13 protein-coding genes are annotated in these 16,194 nt (G+C 59.6%); 2 read left to right on the top strand and 11 right to left on the bottom strand.

The window, feature by feature from the left end:
* Window positions 1-13: 13 nt before the first annotated feature.
* Window positions 14-691, bottom strand: a complete 678-nt coding sequence (rlmE, locus tag L861_RS22775) for a 23S rRNA (uridine(2552)-2'-O)-methyltransferase RlmE (protein ID WP_016419029.1) — start codon at window positions 689-691, stop codon at window positions 14-16.
* 137 nt (window positions 692-828) lie between these two features.
* Here rlmE and L861_RS22770 point away from each other — a divergent pair, with 137 nt between their 5' ends.
* Entirely contained in the window at window positions 829-1,155 is a 327-nt protein-coding gene (locus tag L861_RS22770) for a YhbY family RNA-binding protein (protein WP_016419028.1), read from the top strand.
* Window positions 1,156-1,276: 121 nt separating this feature from the next.
* Here the strand turns inward: L861_RS22770 and greA are convergent, their stop codons facing one another.
* The 4 genes from greA to dapB form a co-directional block, all read right to left on the bottom strand.
* Entirely contained in the window at window positions 1,277-1,753 is a 477-nt protein-coding gene (greA, locus tag L861_RS22765) for a transcription elongation factor GreA (RefSeq protein ID WP_016419027.1), read from the bottom strand.
* Window positions 1,750-4,980: a carbamoyl-phosphate synthase large subunit gene (carB, locus tag L861_RS22760; protein WP_016419026.1), complete on the bottom strand. Its 3,231-nt coding sequence runs from the start codon at window positions 4,978-4,980 to the stop codon at window positions 1,750-1,752. The genes greA and carB overlap by 4 nt, the downstream gene beginning before the upstream one ends.
* A gap of 56 nt (window positions 4,981-5,036) precedes the next feature.
* Window positions 5,037-6,182: a glutamine-hydrolyzing carbamoyl-phosphate synthase small subunit gene (gene carA, locus L861_RS22755; RefSeq protein WP_016419025.1), complete on the bottom strand. Its 1,146-nt coding sequence runs from the start codon at window positions 6,180-6,182 to the stop codon at window positions 5,037-5,039.
* 304 nt (window positions 6,183-6,486) lie between these two features.
* Entirely contained in the window at window positions 6,487-7,305 is an 819-nt protein-coding gene (gene dapB, locus L861_RS22750) for a 4-hydroxy-tetrahydrodipicolinate reductase (protein ID WP_016419024.1), read from the bottom strand.
* Between the two features lie 180 nt (window positions 7,306-7,485).
* On the opposite strand from dapB, the gene L861_RS23880 reads away from it, so the two are divergent.
* Window positions 7,486-9,435: a Clp1/GlmU family protein gene (locus tag L861_RS23880; RefSeq protein WP_016419023.1), complete on the top strand. Its 1,950-nt coding sequence runs from the start codon at window positions 7,486-7,488 to the stop codon at window positions 9,433-9,435.
* Window positions 9,436-9,453: 18 nt separating this feature from the next.
* Here L861_RS23880 and L861_RS22740 read toward each other — a convergent pair whose 3' ends face one another.
* The 6 genes from L861_RS22740 to grpE form a co-directional block, all read right to left on the bottom strand.
* On the bottom strand, window positions 9,454-10,371 hold the full coding sequence (locus L861_RS22740; RefSeq protein ID WP_016419022.1) for a DMT family transporter: 918 nt from the start codon (window positions 10,369-10,371) through the stop codon (window positions 9,454-9,456).
* A 54-nt stretch (window positions 10,372-10,425) separates the two neighbouring features.
* Window positions 10,426-10,707: a DUF2218 domain-containing protein gene (locus L861_RS22735; RefSeq protein WP_027947794.1), complete on the bottom strand. Its 282-nt coding sequence runs from the start codon at window positions 10,705-10,707 to the stop codon at window positions 10,426-10,428.
* 70 nt (window positions 10,708-10,777) lie between these two features.
* Window positions 10,778-12,028 (bottom strand): NAD(P)/FAD-dependent oxidoreductase, encoded by a 1,251-nt coding sequence (locus tag L861_RS22730; protein ID WP_016419020.1) that lies wholly within the window; start codon window positions 12,026-12,028, stop codon window positions 10,778-10,780.
* A gap of 137 nt (window positions 12,029-12,165) precedes the next feature.
* Window positions 12,166-13,311: a molecular chaperone DnaJ gene (gene dnaJ / locus L861_RS22725; RefSeq protein WP_016419019.1), complete on the bottom strand. Its 1,146-nt coding sequence runs from the start codon at window positions 13,309-13,311 to the stop codon at window positions 12,166-12,168.
* 91 nt (window positions 13,312-13,402) lie between these two features.
* The gene (dnaK, locus tag L861_RS22720; protein ID WP_016419018.1) at window positions 13,403-15,331 is read right to left on the bottom strand and encodes a molecular chaperone DnaK; all 1,929 of its coding nucleotides are present in this window, start codon (window positions 15,329-15,331) and stop codon (window positions 13,403-13,405) included.
* A 113-nt stretch (window positions 15,332-15,444) separates the two neighbouring features.
* Complete coding sequence (gene grpE / locus L861_RS22715; RefSeq protein ID WP_016419017.1) at window positions 15,445-16,074, bottom strand: nucleotide exchange factor GrpE; 630 nt, start codon at window positions 16,072-16,074, stop codon at window positions 15,445-15,447.
* Window positions 16,075-16,194: the final 120 nt, after the last annotated feature.

The following is a 16,194-nucleotide window of genomic DNA, read 5'->3' as shown; positions in this document are numbered from 1 at the left end:
GGCCAAGCGACGCTTAGCCACGAAATCCTTGCGCTAGCAGATAAACTTCGCGTGAGCGTGTGCGCGAAGCCTCCGGCTTGCGAGTGGCCACCTTGGCGAAACTGCCGCGCAACTCCGCCAGGTAGTCATCGAATCCTTCGCCCTGGAACACCTTGGCCAGGAAATGGCCTCCTGGCGTCAATGTCTGACGCGCCAGATCCAGAGCCAACTCGACGAGATACATTGCCTGAGGCTGATCAATGGCGGCCATACCACTCATATTGGGGGCCATATCGGACATCACAAGGTCTACTGGCCTATTACCCAGGGTGGTGAGAATGGCATCCAGCACTTCCTGCTCGGTGAAATCGCCAACAATGAACTCCACGCCAGCCACGGCATTCATGTCGAGAATATCGGAGGCAATCACCATCCCACCATCACCGACCTTCTCGGCTGCGACCTGGCTCCACCCTCCTGGCGCAGCCCCCAAGTCGATCACCGCCATACCTGGCTTGAACAACTTGTCCTTGGCATCAAGCTCGAGCAGCTTATAGCTGGCACGCGAGCGATAACCATCCTGCCAACTGCGCTGTACATACTGGTCGTCAAAGTGCTCCTTGAGCCAGCTTGCACTGGTTTTACTGACAGCGCTCTTGCTGGTACCGCGTCGGGACGCGGAAGGCTTGCTGGAGCTGGAGGCACGAGCCACGGCATCACCTGCGTATCAAACTGGGAATCACGGGGATTGCGGAAGGGGCCTGCATCGAGACGGCGGTTGGTGCTTTCACCGTTGCGACTTTCACCGTACCATGACGCGTTCAGCGCAACCGGAGCCGTTAAGATACCATGAGCTTGTCACAGGCACAAAAGAAAGCATTCCGCAGCATCGGCCACCACCTCGATCCAGTGGTCACGGTCTCCGAGAACGGTATCTCCGAGGGGCTATTGGCCGAACTCGAGCGCGCCTTGAACGATCATGAACTGATCAAGATCAAACTGGCCATTACCGAGCGCGACGATCGTGCCATCGTGCTCGACCAACTGATTGCCCAAAGTGGAGCGGAACGAGCACAGACCATCGGCAAGATGGCGTTGCTCTATCGCTCCAATCCCAGGGCCAATCCCAAGCTATCCAATATCAAACGCTTCGAAGACCATCACGGCCGCCACTGAGCTTACGCTCAGGGCTGTAAGTCGAGAGCTATAAGCTGTAAGCAAAATCAAACACCTCGCGGCTGATGCCACGAGGTGTTTTCTTACAGCTTACGGCTTGAAGCTTACAGCTGACCGAAGGTCAAAGATGCTCGACTCGGCCAATCTCATATTCGACTTCACCACCGGGCGTCCTGACCATCACCACATCGCCTTCTTCCTTGCCGATTAGAGCGCGGGCGATAGGCGAGGTGACTGAAATCTTGCCATCCTTAATGTCGGCCTCGTCCTCGCCGACGATGCGATAACGCATTTCTTCATCGGTATCCAGATTGCACAGCTCGACGGTCACGCCAAAGATTACCTTACCCGTCTTGGGCAGTTTGGTGACGTCGATTACCTGCGCGGCCGACAGCTTGCTTTCGATCTCCTGGATCCGCCCTTCGATGAACCCTTGCTGCTCGCGAGCTGCATGGTACTCGGCATTCTCCTTGAGATCGCCATGTTCACGCGCCTCGGCGATAGCATTGATCACCTTGGGACGCTCGACGCTCTTGAGCTGCTCCAGCTCTTCACGCAATCTGGCTTCACCTGCGACGGTCATCGGGACCTTGTTCATTGTGCCGCTCCTGCATGCAATTCTTGCAACCGCCGCACGGTAATCTCATTACCGTATTCCAACGCCATACACACCGCTCGGGCACCAGCCAACGTCGTGGCATAAGGTACCTTGCGGGCAAGGGCCGTGCGACGGATTACCGAGGAGTCGCTGATCGCCTGGCGTCCCTCGGTGGTATTGACGATATAGGCCACCTCGTCGTTCTTGAGCATGTCGACGATGTGTGGGCGACCTTCATAGACCTTGTTAACGACGTCCACCGCTAGACCGGCAGCCTCAAGAGCGGCCGCAGTCCCGCGAGTAGCACATAGTTTGAATCCTAATCCTAACAAAGATTTCGCCACCTCGATAACACCATCCTTATCCGGATCGCGCACCGAGAGGAAAGCCTTGCGTTCGCCATCGAGAGCAGGGATCGCCTCACCAGCACCCAACTGGGCCTTGTAGAAGGCTTCAGCGAACGTGGACCCCGAGCCCATCACCTCGCCAGTAGACTTCATTTCCGGCGACAGAATCGGGTCGACACCAGGGAATTTGTTAAACGGGAATACCGCTTCCTTGACGCTGTAAAAGTGCGGCACGATTTCACGCTCAAAGCCCTGAGAGGCCAGTGACCTACCAGCCATGCAACGAGCGGCAACCTGGGCCAGTGACGTTCCGATGCACTTGGAGACGAAAGGCACGGTACGCGAGGCACGCGGGTTGACCTCTATGACGTAAATCTCACCATCCTGCCAGGCCAACTGCACGTTCATCAGCCCCACCACACCCAGTTCCACCGCCATGCGCTTGACCTGGTCGCGCATCTCATCCTGCACGTTCGCTGGCAATGAATAGGGTGGCAAGGCACAGGCCGAATCGCCGGAGTGAACACCGGCCTGTTCGATATGCTGCATGATACCGCCGATTACCACCTGCTCCCCGTCGCTGACGGCATCGATATCGATCTCGATGGCAGCGTTTAGGAAATGATCAAGTAGTACCGGCGAGTCGTTGGAGACCTTCACCGCATGGGTCATATAGCCTTCCAACTCCGAGGCCGTGTAGACAATCTCCATAGCCCGGCCACCCAGCACATAACTGGGACGCACTACCAGCGGATAGCCAATGGCTTCAGCCTTGACAAAGGCATCCTCGAAGCTGCGCGCAGTAGCATTCGGCGGCTGCTTGAGACCCAGCTTGTCGATCATCTGCTGGAAACGTTCACGATCTTCGGCACGGTCGATGGCGTCCGGCGTGGTGCCGATGATCGGCACACCAGCAGCTTCGAGTTCACGGGCCAACTTGAGCGGTGTCTGGCCACCGAACTGCACGATGACTCCGACCGGATTCTCCTTGTCGGCAATCTCCAGCACGTCTTCCAAGGTCACCGGCTCGAAGTAGAGGCGATCACTGGTGTCATAGTCGGTGGAAACAGTCTCCGGGTTGCAGTTGACCATGATGGTCTCATAACCATCATCGCGCATCGCGAGTGCGGCGTGCACGCAGCAGTAGTCGAACTCGATTCCCTGCCCGACACGGTTCGGCCCACCACCCAGCACCATGATCTTCTGGCGGTCCGAAACCTCTGCTTCGCACTCCTCCTCGTAAGTGGAGTACATGTAGGCGGTGCTCGAGGCAAACTCGGCGGCACAGGTATCGACACGCTTGTAGACCGGGCGGATACCCAATTTCTGACGTGTCTTGCGCAATTCCTTCTCGGCAACACCCAGCAAGCTGGCCAGACGCGCGTCGGAAAAGCCCTTGCGCTTGAGCGCGAACAGCTCACGCGCACTGAACTCGGAGAGTGAGCGCTGGCTTATCTCAGCCTCGATACGTACCAGATCCTCGAGCTGAACCAAGAACCAGCGGTCGATCTTGGTCAAGGCGAAGACCTCATCGACGCTCAAACCGGCGCGCATGGCATCGGCGACATAGAAGATGCGCTCCGCACCAGGCGTCTGCAATTCGCCCTTGATATGGGCAAGGGCTTCCTCATCAAAGCTGGCAACCTTGGGATCAAGGCCGTCGTTACCAGTCTCCATGCCACGCAGCGCCTTCTGCAGCGACTCCTGGAAGGTACGACCGATGGCCATCACCTCACCCACCGATTTCATCTGGGTGGTCAGGCGGTCGTTGGCCTGGGGAAACTTCTCGAAAGTGAAGCGCGGGATCTTGGTAACGACGTAATCGATCGACGGCTCGAAGGAAGCCGGCGTGGCACCTCCGGTGATATCGTTTTGCAGTTCATCCAGGGTGTAGCCAACCGCCAACTTGGCGGCCACCTTGGCGATCGGGAAGCCGGTGGCCTTGGAGGCCAATGCCGAGCTACGCGATACCCGTGGGTTCATCTCGATGACCACCATGCGCCCGGTATCGGGGTCGACGCCGAACTGCACGTTGGAACCACCGGTTTCGACGCCGATCTCGCGCAGCACCGCCAGCGAGGCGTCGCGCATGATCTGGTATTCCTTATCGGTCAGCGTCTGCGCCGGCGCTACGGTGATCGAGTCGCCGGTATGCACGCCCATAGGGTCGAAGTTCTCGATCGAGCAGACGATGATGCAGTTGTCGTTCTTGTCACGAACGACCTCCATCTCATACTCCTTCCAGCCCAGCAGCGACTCGTCGATCAGCAGCTCGTGGTTGTTGGAGAGCTCGAAGCCGCGGGCGCAGATCTCCTCGAACTCCTCCTTGTTGTAGGCCACGCCGCCGCCGGAGCCGCCCATGGTGTAGGAGGGGCGGATGATCACCGGGAAGCCCAGAGACTCCTGGATGCGCCAGGCCTCCTCCATGGAGTGCGCCACTTCGGCCTTGGGGCACTCCAAGCCGATGCGCTTCATGGCCTGGTCGAACAGGTCGCGGTCCTCGGCCTTGTTGATGGCGTCGGCGTTGGCGCCGATCATCTCCACGCCGTACTTCTGGAGCACGCCATGCTTGTCCAGGTCGAGCGCGCAGTTGAGCGCGGTCTGGCCACCCATGGTGGGCAGGATGGCGGCGGGGCGCTCGGCCTCGATGATCTTCTCAACCGCCTGCCAGGTGATCGGCTCAATGTAGGTGGCGTCAGCCATGGCCGGGTCGGTCATGATGGTGGCCGGATTGGAGTTGACCAGGATGACCCGGTAGCCCTCTTCGCGCAGTGCCTTGCACGCCTGGGCGCCGGAGTAGTCGAATTCGCAGGCCTGGCCGATGACGATCGGGCCAGCGCCAATGATCAGGATGCTCTTGATGTCGGTACGCTTGGGCATGACGGTTTTCCGCGGCAAATTCGGTGAAAAACGGGCGATCTAACGATGACGTGCGCCTAACGGCGTTCTTTCATCATCTTGACGAAACGATCGAACAACGGCGCGACATCACGCGGCCCCGGGCTCGCTTCGGGGTGCCCCTGGAAGCTGAAGGCCGGTAGATCGATACGCTCGATACCCTGCAGCGAGCCGTCGAACAGCGAACGATGGGTGGCCCGTACATTGGCTGGCAAGGTCGTTTCGTCGGCGGCAAAGCCATGGTTCTGGCTGGTGATCATCACATGCCCGGTATCCAGATCCTGGACCGGATGATTGGCGCCGTGGTGACCAAACTTCATCTTCACCGTCTTCGCCCCACTGGCCAAGGCCAGCAGTTGGTGCCCCAGGCAAATGCCGAACACCGGGATCTCAGTTTCGAGAATGTCGCGAATGGCAGCGATGGCATAATCACAAGGCTCGGGATCACCAGGACCATTGGCCAGAAACACACCATCCGGATTCATGGCCAACACCTCGCTAGCCGGGGTTTGGGCCGGCACCACGGTCAGGCGACAGCCACGCGAGGCCAGCATGCGCAGAATGTTACGCTTCACCCCATAGTCGCAAGCCACCACGTGAAAAGGCCGCTCATGCATCGTGGTGTCAGCATATCCGGCACCCAGCGTCCATTCGCCTTCGCTCCATTCATAGGGCGCCTGGCAAGACACCACCTTGGCCAGGTCCATGCCTTTGAGCCCCGGAAACTCCCTGGCGGCCTGCAAGGCACGCGCTACGGCATTCTCCCCTTCAGCCTCGTCACCGGCGAGGATGGCACCGTTTTGCGCGCCTTTGTTGCGCAGGATGCGCGTCAGACGTCGGGTATCGATATCGGCGATACCCAGTATGTTCTGACTCTTGAGATAGTCGGAGAGCGTCTGTTCGGAACGGAAGTTACTGGCGATGAGCGGCAGATCGCGAATCACCAATCCAGCCGCGGCAATGGCGCCAGATTCGACATCCTCGTCATTGACCCCGGTATTGCCAATATGCGGGTAGGTCAGGGTCACGATCTGCCGGGTGTAGGAAGGATCGGTGAGGATCTCCTGATAGCCGGTCATGGCCGTATTGAACACGACCTCACCGCTGGTTTGCCCATCGGCGCCGATGGCAGTGCCGTGGAATACGCTACCATCTTCCAAGGCCAGTATCGCGGGTCTGTTCAACGCAACTTCCTCCCATGATCATATGAGACCGTCTGACGAGATCACCCCTCATCCGACGAATGAATCCGCTGACCGGCACCGGCATCGAGTCGTAAAAAAGCGGGACGAAACCCGATAAAGACCGGTTTCATCCCGCTTGTTGTCATTCGCTCGGAATGCCTGTGGCCCGACTCAACAAGCGCTAACACGGATGTCACACCCGGCGCCCGGCCAAAATTTTGGGGATGTTACAGGATTTGGCGCTCCACGGCTAGCCTTTGCCCTAGAAAAGTGCCCTAGAAAAGCATGCCGCAACCTTTCGGCATCAGGCCAGGCCCAGCACGTCCTGCATATCGTAGCGTCCTGCCTCGCGTGAAGCGACCCAACGTGCCGCACGTACTGCCCCCTTGGCAAAAGTCATGCGACTACTCGCCTTGTGGGTGATCTCGATACGCTCTCCTTCGGTGGCGAACATCACGGTGTGCTCACCGACGATATCCCCCGCACGCACCGTGGCAAAGCCAATTTCCTTGTCGGTACGCGGCCCACACTGGCCTTCCCGAGCAAACACGCCGTCCTCCTTCAGAGTCCGCCCCAAGGTGTCAGCGACCACCTCGCCCATCTTCAGCGCCGTACCTGAGGGGGCATCTACCTTGTGGCGGTGATGCGCCTCGATGACCTCGATGTCGTAGCCCTCGTCACCCAGCGCCTTGGCCGCGGTCTCCAGCAGCTTGAGTGTGAGATTGACGCCCACGCTCATATTAGGTGCAAATACCATCGGCACCCTGTCTTGATAACCATCGAGCTCAGCGAGCTGGTCGTCGTTCAGCCCCGTAGTACCAATCACGATGCGCTTGTCATGCGCGCTACAAAAGGCCAGATTGGCCAGGGTCACCTGTGGCGTGGTGAAATCGATCAGCACATCGAAATCATCGACGATGTCGGCCAACGATTCCGCCGTCGAAATTCCCAGTCTTCCCTGCCCGGCCAGTTCGCCGATATCCGCCCCGACCAGCGAGCTACCCGGCTCGACGATCCCACCAGCCAGGGTGGCGTCGGGGTCCTGTTCCACGGCGGCAACCAAAGTGCGGCCCATGCGGCCAGCGACGCCCATAATGGCAATACGAGCTGCGATACGGGTCATTCGGACTCCTGAATTCGATAGCCTGACGATGGTGGCAGTATATCAAAGCCAGGAAGGCTCCGGGGTAAGCGAACCTTGGGAGACATGGAATAAATCACCCACACTAGAGACCTATCGGACTGTCCTCGCGACGACTGGCCAAATCGACAGGCTATTGTGGCGGCAAAGGAGAGCACTCCCATGCGGCAGAACATTCTCCCACTCCCCGAGGATCACCCGCTGTTGGCCCTGATCAAACAGCATCGGCGAGCACTGCTGGTGGGTGCTCCGGGCAGTGGCAAATCCACACTTGTCGCGCAGGCCGCCGCTACCCTCGAAGCCCAAGGAATATCTTGTCATTGCCTGAGCGCCGACCCAGGATCCCCTGGCTTCGGGCCACCCGGCGCCGTGTGTCTGGGGAGTTGGTATCGAGATCGGTGGTATACCCAGCAACTCGAGGCGCTGTGCACGCTGGACGCTGCACGTTTCCGCCTACCGCTGATCGAGGCGGTGCGACGACTGGCCAGTGCTTTCGAGACTGGATTCCTGCTGGTGGACCCTCCTGGTGTCGTACGCGGTACAGCCGGCGCCGAGTTGCTACCCGCCCTCGCCGATGCCAGCGGAGCCAATGCTCTGGCGGTGCTGACACCGACAGGGACAGCGCCTCCTCTCTCCGAAGAGAGTCGTATCCTGGGACTCCCTCTCTTGCGTCTGGAAACGGACCCGCAAGCGCATTACCCAGGACGGCTCAGCCGCTCGCAACGCCGCACCAACATCTGGAATGACTACCTGAAGGGCAGTAGCGAGCAGACCCTGAATCTGGAAACACTACCGGTGATCGGCACCCCACCTCCACAATCCGCCCCGGAGGCCTGGCACAGTCGACAGGTTGGTCTGCTCGACGCCGCGAGAAACACGCTCTCGATAGGAGAAGTGATGGTGCTGGATGGTACGCAACTGCGACTACGAGCGGCACTACCGACACAGCCGGTTCAAGCACTGCTGGTCCGGGATGCCCACCGCGATGACGAACGCCTGTTGACCACCGCTCGCCCCTATCGCAACCCCACCGAAACCAAGCAATCACTGCCGGAGCTGGTATCACTGCCCCGTTCACAGGCAAACGATGACACCTCTCGTCCGGTAATACGCTTGGGCATGGCCACGGCGACCCTGGTGAATGGCGTCTATGGCGACCCTGCGTTGCACATCCGTTTGCGGCATCACCGCCGCAGCCTACTGTTCGATCTCGGCGATGTTGGCCGGCTGCCGGCACGCCTCGCTCATCAGATCACCGATGTTTTCATCACTCATGCCCATTTCGATCATATCGCCGGCTTCCTATGGTTGCTGCGCTCACGAATTGGCGAGTTCCCACCCTGCCGGATATACGGTCCGCCAGGGCTCGCCCAACACTTGGCCGGCATGGTGCGCGGCGTACTTTGGGACCGGGTGGGCGACAAGGCGCCACGCTTCGAAGTCAGCGAGTTGCATGAACACCACCTGCAACGCTATTACCTCGTGGCCGGCCAAACAGAACCGACACCCATGCCACCACGCTCGACCATCGATGGTGTATTGATTGAGGAGCCTTGGTTTCGCGTACGCGCGATAACGCTGGATCATGGCACGCCAGTGCTAGCGTTTTCCTTCGAGCCCTGCACACAGGTCAACGTGCGCAAGGAACGTTTGAGTGAGCATGGTTGGCCACCGGGCCCATGGCTGGGAGAGCTGAAATATAGAGTGTTGACCGGAGAGCTCGGCGCCACAGTCACACTTCCCGATGGCCACGTCGCACAGGTGCGAAAACTGAAGGAAGAACTGCTACTGACGCAACCAGGGCAGCGGTTGGTATACGCTACCGATCTTGGCGATACACCGGAAAATCGCCGGCGCCTCATCGACTTGGCTCGGGAGGCACAGACCCTGGTCTGCGAGGCCCCCTTCCTTCAATGCCAGGCTGACCAAGCCATGCGCACCAGGCACCTGACGGCCCGCGCCTGTGGCGAAATCGCAGCGGCAGCCCATGTCGAGCGGCTGCTGCCCTTCCACTTCTCGCGTCGCCATACCAACGACCGGCAAGCCCTCTACGACGAAATTCGCGCTGCCTGTCCCCAAGCAATCATGACATCCAATACCCATTCGGAATAAATCACAGACATACCAGAATCAGGTGCTTACCCGACCGTTGCGCAGCAACAGTGCGATAGCCGTCAATACCAAGGCACTACCTGGCAGCCACACCCAACCCGTCCTCTCGGGATGCTGGATGAACAACAGCAACATCGACACGAAAGGAACCAGATAGTTGTAGGCTGTCACTGCCCCGGGGGTCAGGGCTGCCGTGGCTCGTTGCAGCAACCAGAAGGTCAGTGCACTGGAGCACAATCCCAGATAGACCAGCAGTAGAGCATCACGCGGCGTCATGACCCCTAGGTTCGCCACCGGCTCCAGCGCTAGCCCGACAAGCCCGATCAGCACAGCACCGATGGCCAGGCTCCAGAAAGTACGTACCGCCGCCGACTGCGACAGCCATTCCCGCGACAACCCCCACTTGCTTAGTACCGGATACATTGCCGACGAGATACACCCCAGGAAGAATCCTGCCTCACCCAGGCCAAAACGCAGGCCGGTCGAACCATTCCGGGATTCTGCCCAAGCGAGGCCCAGGGCCCCTACCGCACCCAGCGCCAAAATTACGGGCAACCGCCACGCCAAACGTTCGACTCCAGCGGCAAGTCCAAGAACGAAGGCCAGCAATGGAACGCTGACGAACAACGTGGCCATCGATAGTGCCGTAGTGTGATGCGCTGCCCAGAACATAGTGCTGAAAAAGCCCGCTAGACACAGCCCCATCAGTGAGTAAAGAGGAAGTGAGCGTCTACTCGGCCACCAGTCTGGAGCCCGGCGCGCCAGTGCCCATAACGCGAGAGAGGCGATGATGAAGCGCAACGATGTGAGTAACAGAGGGGGCAGCGCTTCACTGACCAAGCCCACAGCGGGAAACGACAATCCCACCAGCATCGCCCACAACAACATTCCAAGATGGGCCTGGCGAGCTCCAGGCGGAGCAAAGGTCACACGCATGGGCACTCCCTAGGCTAGAGAAGGAGCGCCCAGCCTACCATGCGTCACGAACGATCAGTTTTCCCAGACGATATCCAGGCTTTCCTTGCCCGCCATACGCTCCAAGTGGCTATCCACCACCTCTTCCAGGCGATCGAGGCTCTCATCATCCAGCGCCTCGAGCGCCACGGTCAGCTTGCTATCCTCAGCATGCATCAGGCAAGTGCCCTCTTCGAAGGTCACCCGCGCCTGCCCTTCGCTCTTCTCCACATCCAGCTTATGTGCCCAGTGCTTGCACAAGCGATCGATCAATTTCACCCCCGATTCGGTGGTGATTTCGGCTCGGGAAATCGGCATGGCGGCCTCCATTCCATTGATGACGGATTCCTTAGACTATGACGCCTGAACACAAGAATGCCAGTCGTCGTCAGAAATCGGCGAAGCGCTCGGCACGAAACGGCGTCATATCCACGATAGGGGGTTCGCCAGACATCATTTCCCCGATCAGGCGCCCCGTTATCGGACCGAGCGTAAACCCCTGATGACCATGGCCGAAGGCAAACCACAACCCCATATGCCGAGAGGCAGGCCCGATCACCGGCTTCATGTCCGGCATGCAGGGACGACTGCCTTGCCACGGCTCGGGGTCTCGCCGCTCTCCCAAGGGAAGCAACTGCTTGGCCACCGCTTCGGCAGCATCGAGCTGGCCGTAATGCGCCGGCCCTTCGAGGGTAGTCAGCTCGGCCCCTGTGGTCAGACGGATACCAGCCTGCATCGGGGCTAGCAGAAACCCTGACTCGAAGTCCATCAGCCAGTGATGGAGTTGGGCACCACCATGCATAGCGTAATGCATGTGATAGCCGCGCTTGGGGAACATTGGCAGCCGATAGCCTAACGGCCGCAGCCAGTTCTGTGACCAAGGCCCAGTGGCAAGCACCACTTCCTCGGCGTCAAAACTTCCTGAGGCTGTGGTCAGTCGCCAGCCTGAAGAAGTCTGCTCGAGCTGATGTGCCTCAGTTTGTTCGATGTCTCCGCCCAAGGCATTGAAAGCCTGGGCATAAGCCTGCACCAGGGCACCCGGGTCGACCACCGTCCAGGCATTGGTCCAGTGAATGGCGCCGATCAGCTCATCGGAAAGATGTGGTTCCTTGGCCTTGAGCGCCTCACGATCCAACACCTGATGCTCTACCCCAAAGCGCACCTCGTTATTACGCGCGATATCGAGCTGCTCGTCGAAGACACGCTGGGTACGAAAGCCCTTGAGCCAACCGTTCTTGCGCACCAGCGACTCGGCCCCCGCCGCCTCGATCATGACCTGGTGCTCCTCCGTGCAACGCATGATCAGCGAAGCGTACTCGGGGACGATCTCGGCATAAGCCCGCGGTGCAGAGTGACGCCAGTACTCCCACAGCGGCCTGGCGGCAGCGAGCATGCCCTGGGGACGATAACGGATGTCGATGCGCCGATTGGGTAACACCCGCAGCAGCGTCGCCATGTCACGGGGAAAGGCATACGGTTTCACTGCCTCGCGCTGGATGATCCCGGCATTGCCGAACGACGTCTCGCGCCCCGGCTCACGCCGATCGACCAGCAGCACCGACCGACCGCGGCGAGCCAGATGAAAGGCAAGGGAAGTGCCGACCATGCCGGCACCCAGTACGATGGTGTCGCGAGTCATGCTGTCTGTCCTTACGCAAGAGGGTCATCCGCGTGATACTCGCAGCTCAGTACAACCTTTGATAGCACTATAAACGACGAAGCCCTCGCCATTTCATAATGACAAGGGCTCCTAGCCTACGTCGAAGTCCAGCCACTCTACGGCTTCATGTCCTCGAAGAATTTCTTCACGCCGTCGAAGAAGCTGCTTTTCTTCGGCGAGTGACTGTTGCTTTCGCCGAGGCTGTCCTGGAAGCGGCGCAGCAGTTCCTTCTGATCTTCGTTGAGCTTGATCGGGGTTTCCACCACGACCTTGCACAGCAGGTCGCCGGGGGGACCGCCACGCACCGGCTTGACGCCCTTGCCGCGCAAGCGGAACAGCTTACCGGTCTGGGTCTCGGGTGGAATCTTGAGCTTGACCCGACCATCGAGGGTCGGCACTTCGAGCTCACCACCCAACGCCGCGTCGACGAAGTTGATCGGCACCTCACACTGCAAGTGGCGGCCATCACGCTGGAAAATCGGGTGCGACTTGATCGCCACCTGCACGTAGAGATCGCCGGGCGGGCCACCGTTCATGCCGGCCTCACCCTCGTTATTCAAGCGGATACGGTCGCCGGTATCGACGCCGGCTGGAATCTTCACCGACAGAGTGCGAGTCTCACGCACTCGCCCTTCGCCGTGGCATTTGTGGCAGGGCACCTTGATCATCTGCCCGCTGCCATGGCAGGTCGGACAGGTCTGTTGCACAGCGAAGAACCCCTGCTGCATTCGAACCTGGCCGTGGCCACCACAGGTGGGGCAAGTTTCCTTGCTGGACCCCGGCTCCGCCCCATTGCCGTCACAGCGCTCGCACTCCACGTGACGCGGTACACGGATATCGACGGTAGTTCCCGACACGGCATCCTCAAGATCGAGCTCGAGGTTGTAGCGCAGATCCGAACCACGCTGCGGGGCATTGGGATTGCGCCGTGCGCTTCCGCCACCGAAGATATCGCCGAACACATCGCCGAAGATATCGCTGAAGCCACCGGCTCCAGCACCGCCGAAACCACCCGCACCGAAGCCACCGGCCTGACCCTCGACCCCAGCGTGACCGAACTGGTCGTAAGCAGCGCGTTTCTCGCTATCGGCCAGAACTTCGTAGGCCTCGGAGACTTCGCGGAACTTCTCGGCCGCGGTCTCGTCATCGGGATTGCGGTCGGGGTGATATTTCTGAGCGAGCCGCCGGTACGCCTTCTTGATCTCTTTCTGATCGGCTCCGCGCTCTAAGCCCAGCACCTCGTAATAGTCACGTTTGGACATGAATCTGTCCGCCTCCTATCGGCGCTACGCAAACGCCAACGCGGGAGTCGTGTAGCCCCCGCGCTGGCGTCGTCCATAGCGACTGACGTGGTTACTGCTTCTTCTGGTCGTCGTTGACTTCTTCGTACTCGGCGTCGACCACGTCGTCTTCCTTCTTCTCGCCGGCGCTGGCTTCGTCACCGCCCGACTGTGCACTCTCGGTCTGCTCGGCATACATCTTCTGTGCCAGCGAGCCAGAGGCTTCGGTCAGGGCATCCAGCTTGGACTGAATGGCATCCTTGTCGTCGTCCTTCACCGCTTCTTCCAGCTCGGTGATGGCAGATTCGATCTTCTGCTTCTCCTCGTCGCTGGCTTTATCGCCAGCTTCCTCGAGCGTCTTGCGCGCAGCGTGCACCATACCGTCGGCTTGGTTGCGCAGCTGTACCAGCTCCTCGAACTTCTTGTCCTCGTCGGCATGTGCCTCGGCATCGCGCACCATCTGCTCGATTTCTTCCTCGGACAACCCGCTGGAAGCCTTGATGACGATCGACTGTTCCTTGTTGGTCGCCTTGTCCTTGGCGGACACGTGCAGAATACCGTTGGCGTCGATGTCGAAGGAGACTTCGATCTGCGGCACGCCACGCGGCGCCGGCGGAATGTCGGCCAGGTCGAAACGGCCCAACGACTTGTTCTGGCCAGCCTGCTTGCGCTCGCCCTGCAGCACGTGAATGGTCACGGCTGTCTGGTTGTCATCCGCGGTCGAGAAGGTCTGCGTCTTCTTGGTCGGGATAGTCGAGTTCTTCTCGATCAGCGGCGTCATCACGCCACCCAGGGTCTCGATACCGAGCGTCAACGGCGTCACGTCGAGCAGCAACACGTCCTTGACGCTGCCACCCAGAACACCGCCCTGGATCGCGGCACCGACGGCCACGGCTTCATCCGGGTTGACATCCTTGCGTGCATCCTTGCCGAAGAACTCGGCGACTTTCTTCTGCACCAGCGGCATGCGCGTCTGGCCACCGACCAGAATTACGTCGTCGATCTCGGATGCAGACAGTCCGGCATCGGCCAGCGCGGTCTTGCACGGTCCCATGGAACGCTGCACCAGATCTTCCACCAGCGACTCCAGCTTGGCGCGGGTCACCTTGACGTTGAGGTGCTTGGGTCCGGTGTTGTCGGCGGTGATATAGGGCAAATTGACATCTGTCTGCTGAGCGCTGGACAGTTCAATCTTGGCCTTCTCGGCAGCTTCCTTGAGGCGCTGCATGGCCAGGTTGTCGCCTGACAGATCAATGCCGCTATCAGCCTTGAACTGGCTGACCAAATAGTTGATCAGCTGCATGTCGAAGTCTTCGCCACCCAGGAAAGTGTCGCCATTGGTGGCCAGCACCTCGAACTGGGTTTCACCATCGACATCGGCCACTTCGATGATCGAGATATCGAAGGTACCACCACCCAAGTCATAGACGGCAATGGTCTTGTCACCACGAGACTTGTCCATGCCGTAGGCCAATGCCGCTGCGGTGGGCTCGTTGATGATGCGCTTGACCTCGAGGCCGGCGATGCGACCCGCGTCCTTGGTAGCCTGGCGCTGGGAGTCGTTGAAGTAGGCCGGCACGGTAATGACTGCCTCGGTGACTTCTTCACCCAGGTAGTCTTCCGCCGTCTTCTTCATCTTCTTCAGCACTTCGGCGCTGACCTGCGGCGGCGCCAGCTTCTTGTCCTTGACCTCTACCCAAGCATCACCGTTGTCGGCTTCGGTGATCTTGTAGGGCACCATCTTGATGTCCTTCTGCACCACATCGTCGGAGAAACGACGACCGATCAGACGCTTGATGGCGTACAGGGTGTTCTTGGGGTTGGTGACCGCCTGGCGCTTGGCCGCCTGGCCCACCAGAATCTCGCCATCATCGGTGTAGGCGATGATGGACGGCGTGGTGCGGCCACCTTCGGCGTTCTCGATGACTTTGGCACTATCGCCGTCGAGTACGGCAACGCAAGAGTTGGTCGTTCCCAGGTCAATACCGATGATGCGTCCCATAGGAAATCCTCGAAATTCGTGTCACTGATTCACTGTTCGCGGCATTTACCGCAGAGTTGTCGTCTATGTGGGGGCCGCGGCGACCATTTCAAGTCCACCCCCGCGTTATGTCGTCAGCTTGCCGCCTGGCTCACCACCACCATGGCCGGACGCACCAGGCGACCGTTGAGCACATAGCCCTTCTGCATCACTTCCATCACAGTGTTGGGCTCGAGCTCCGGGTTAGGCACCATGGCCATGGCTTCATGGTATTGAGGATCGAACGGCTCGCCTTCCGGCTCGACCGTTTCGACGCCAAACTTGGTCAACACATCAAGCTGCATCTTCAGGGTCATTGCCACCCCTTCGCGATGAGTCTCGTCGGCACCTTCCTGCATGGCATCCAGCGCCTTCTCGAGGCTATCGACGACCGGTAGCAATTCCTTGACGAACCTCTCCAAAGCGAACTTGCGCGCCTTGTCGACATCCTGTTCGGCACGACGCCGTATATTTTGCGCTTCAGCAGCGGCACGCAATGCTTGATCCTTGGTTTCAGCCAGACTTTGCTCGAGTTCCTCGACGCGTGCGGCCAGCACCTCGGCCTCAGGTTCAGCCAAATTCTCGGCGTCCGCCGCTGTTTCTTCGGCGGCCTTGGCCGCATCGGCCTCTTCCAGCTCACCCTCCACGGGCTCTGACTGAGGCTCTCCGTCGCGTTCGGCGCGCTCCACTTCCTCTTCGAAGGGCGTCTGAGGTTCTTTGGCCATGAGCATCTCCTGACAGCGAAAACGGCGATGGGCCGTATTCGGCATGCATTGGTTCAACGAAAAACCGCATTACTAAAAGAGTTTCAGGCTATATGGGGATACCCCTATGAATCTCAAGGG

Source organism: Litchfieldella anticariensis FP35 = DSM 16096 (assembly GCF_000409775.1).
Classification (GTDB): Bacteria; Pseudomonadota; Gammaproteobacteria; order Pseudomonadales; family Halomonadaceae; genus Litchfieldella; species Litchfieldella anticariensis.
The sequence above is the reverse complement of the archived record's forward strand: the minus strand, read 5'-3'. Positions and strand labels throughout refer to the sequence as shown.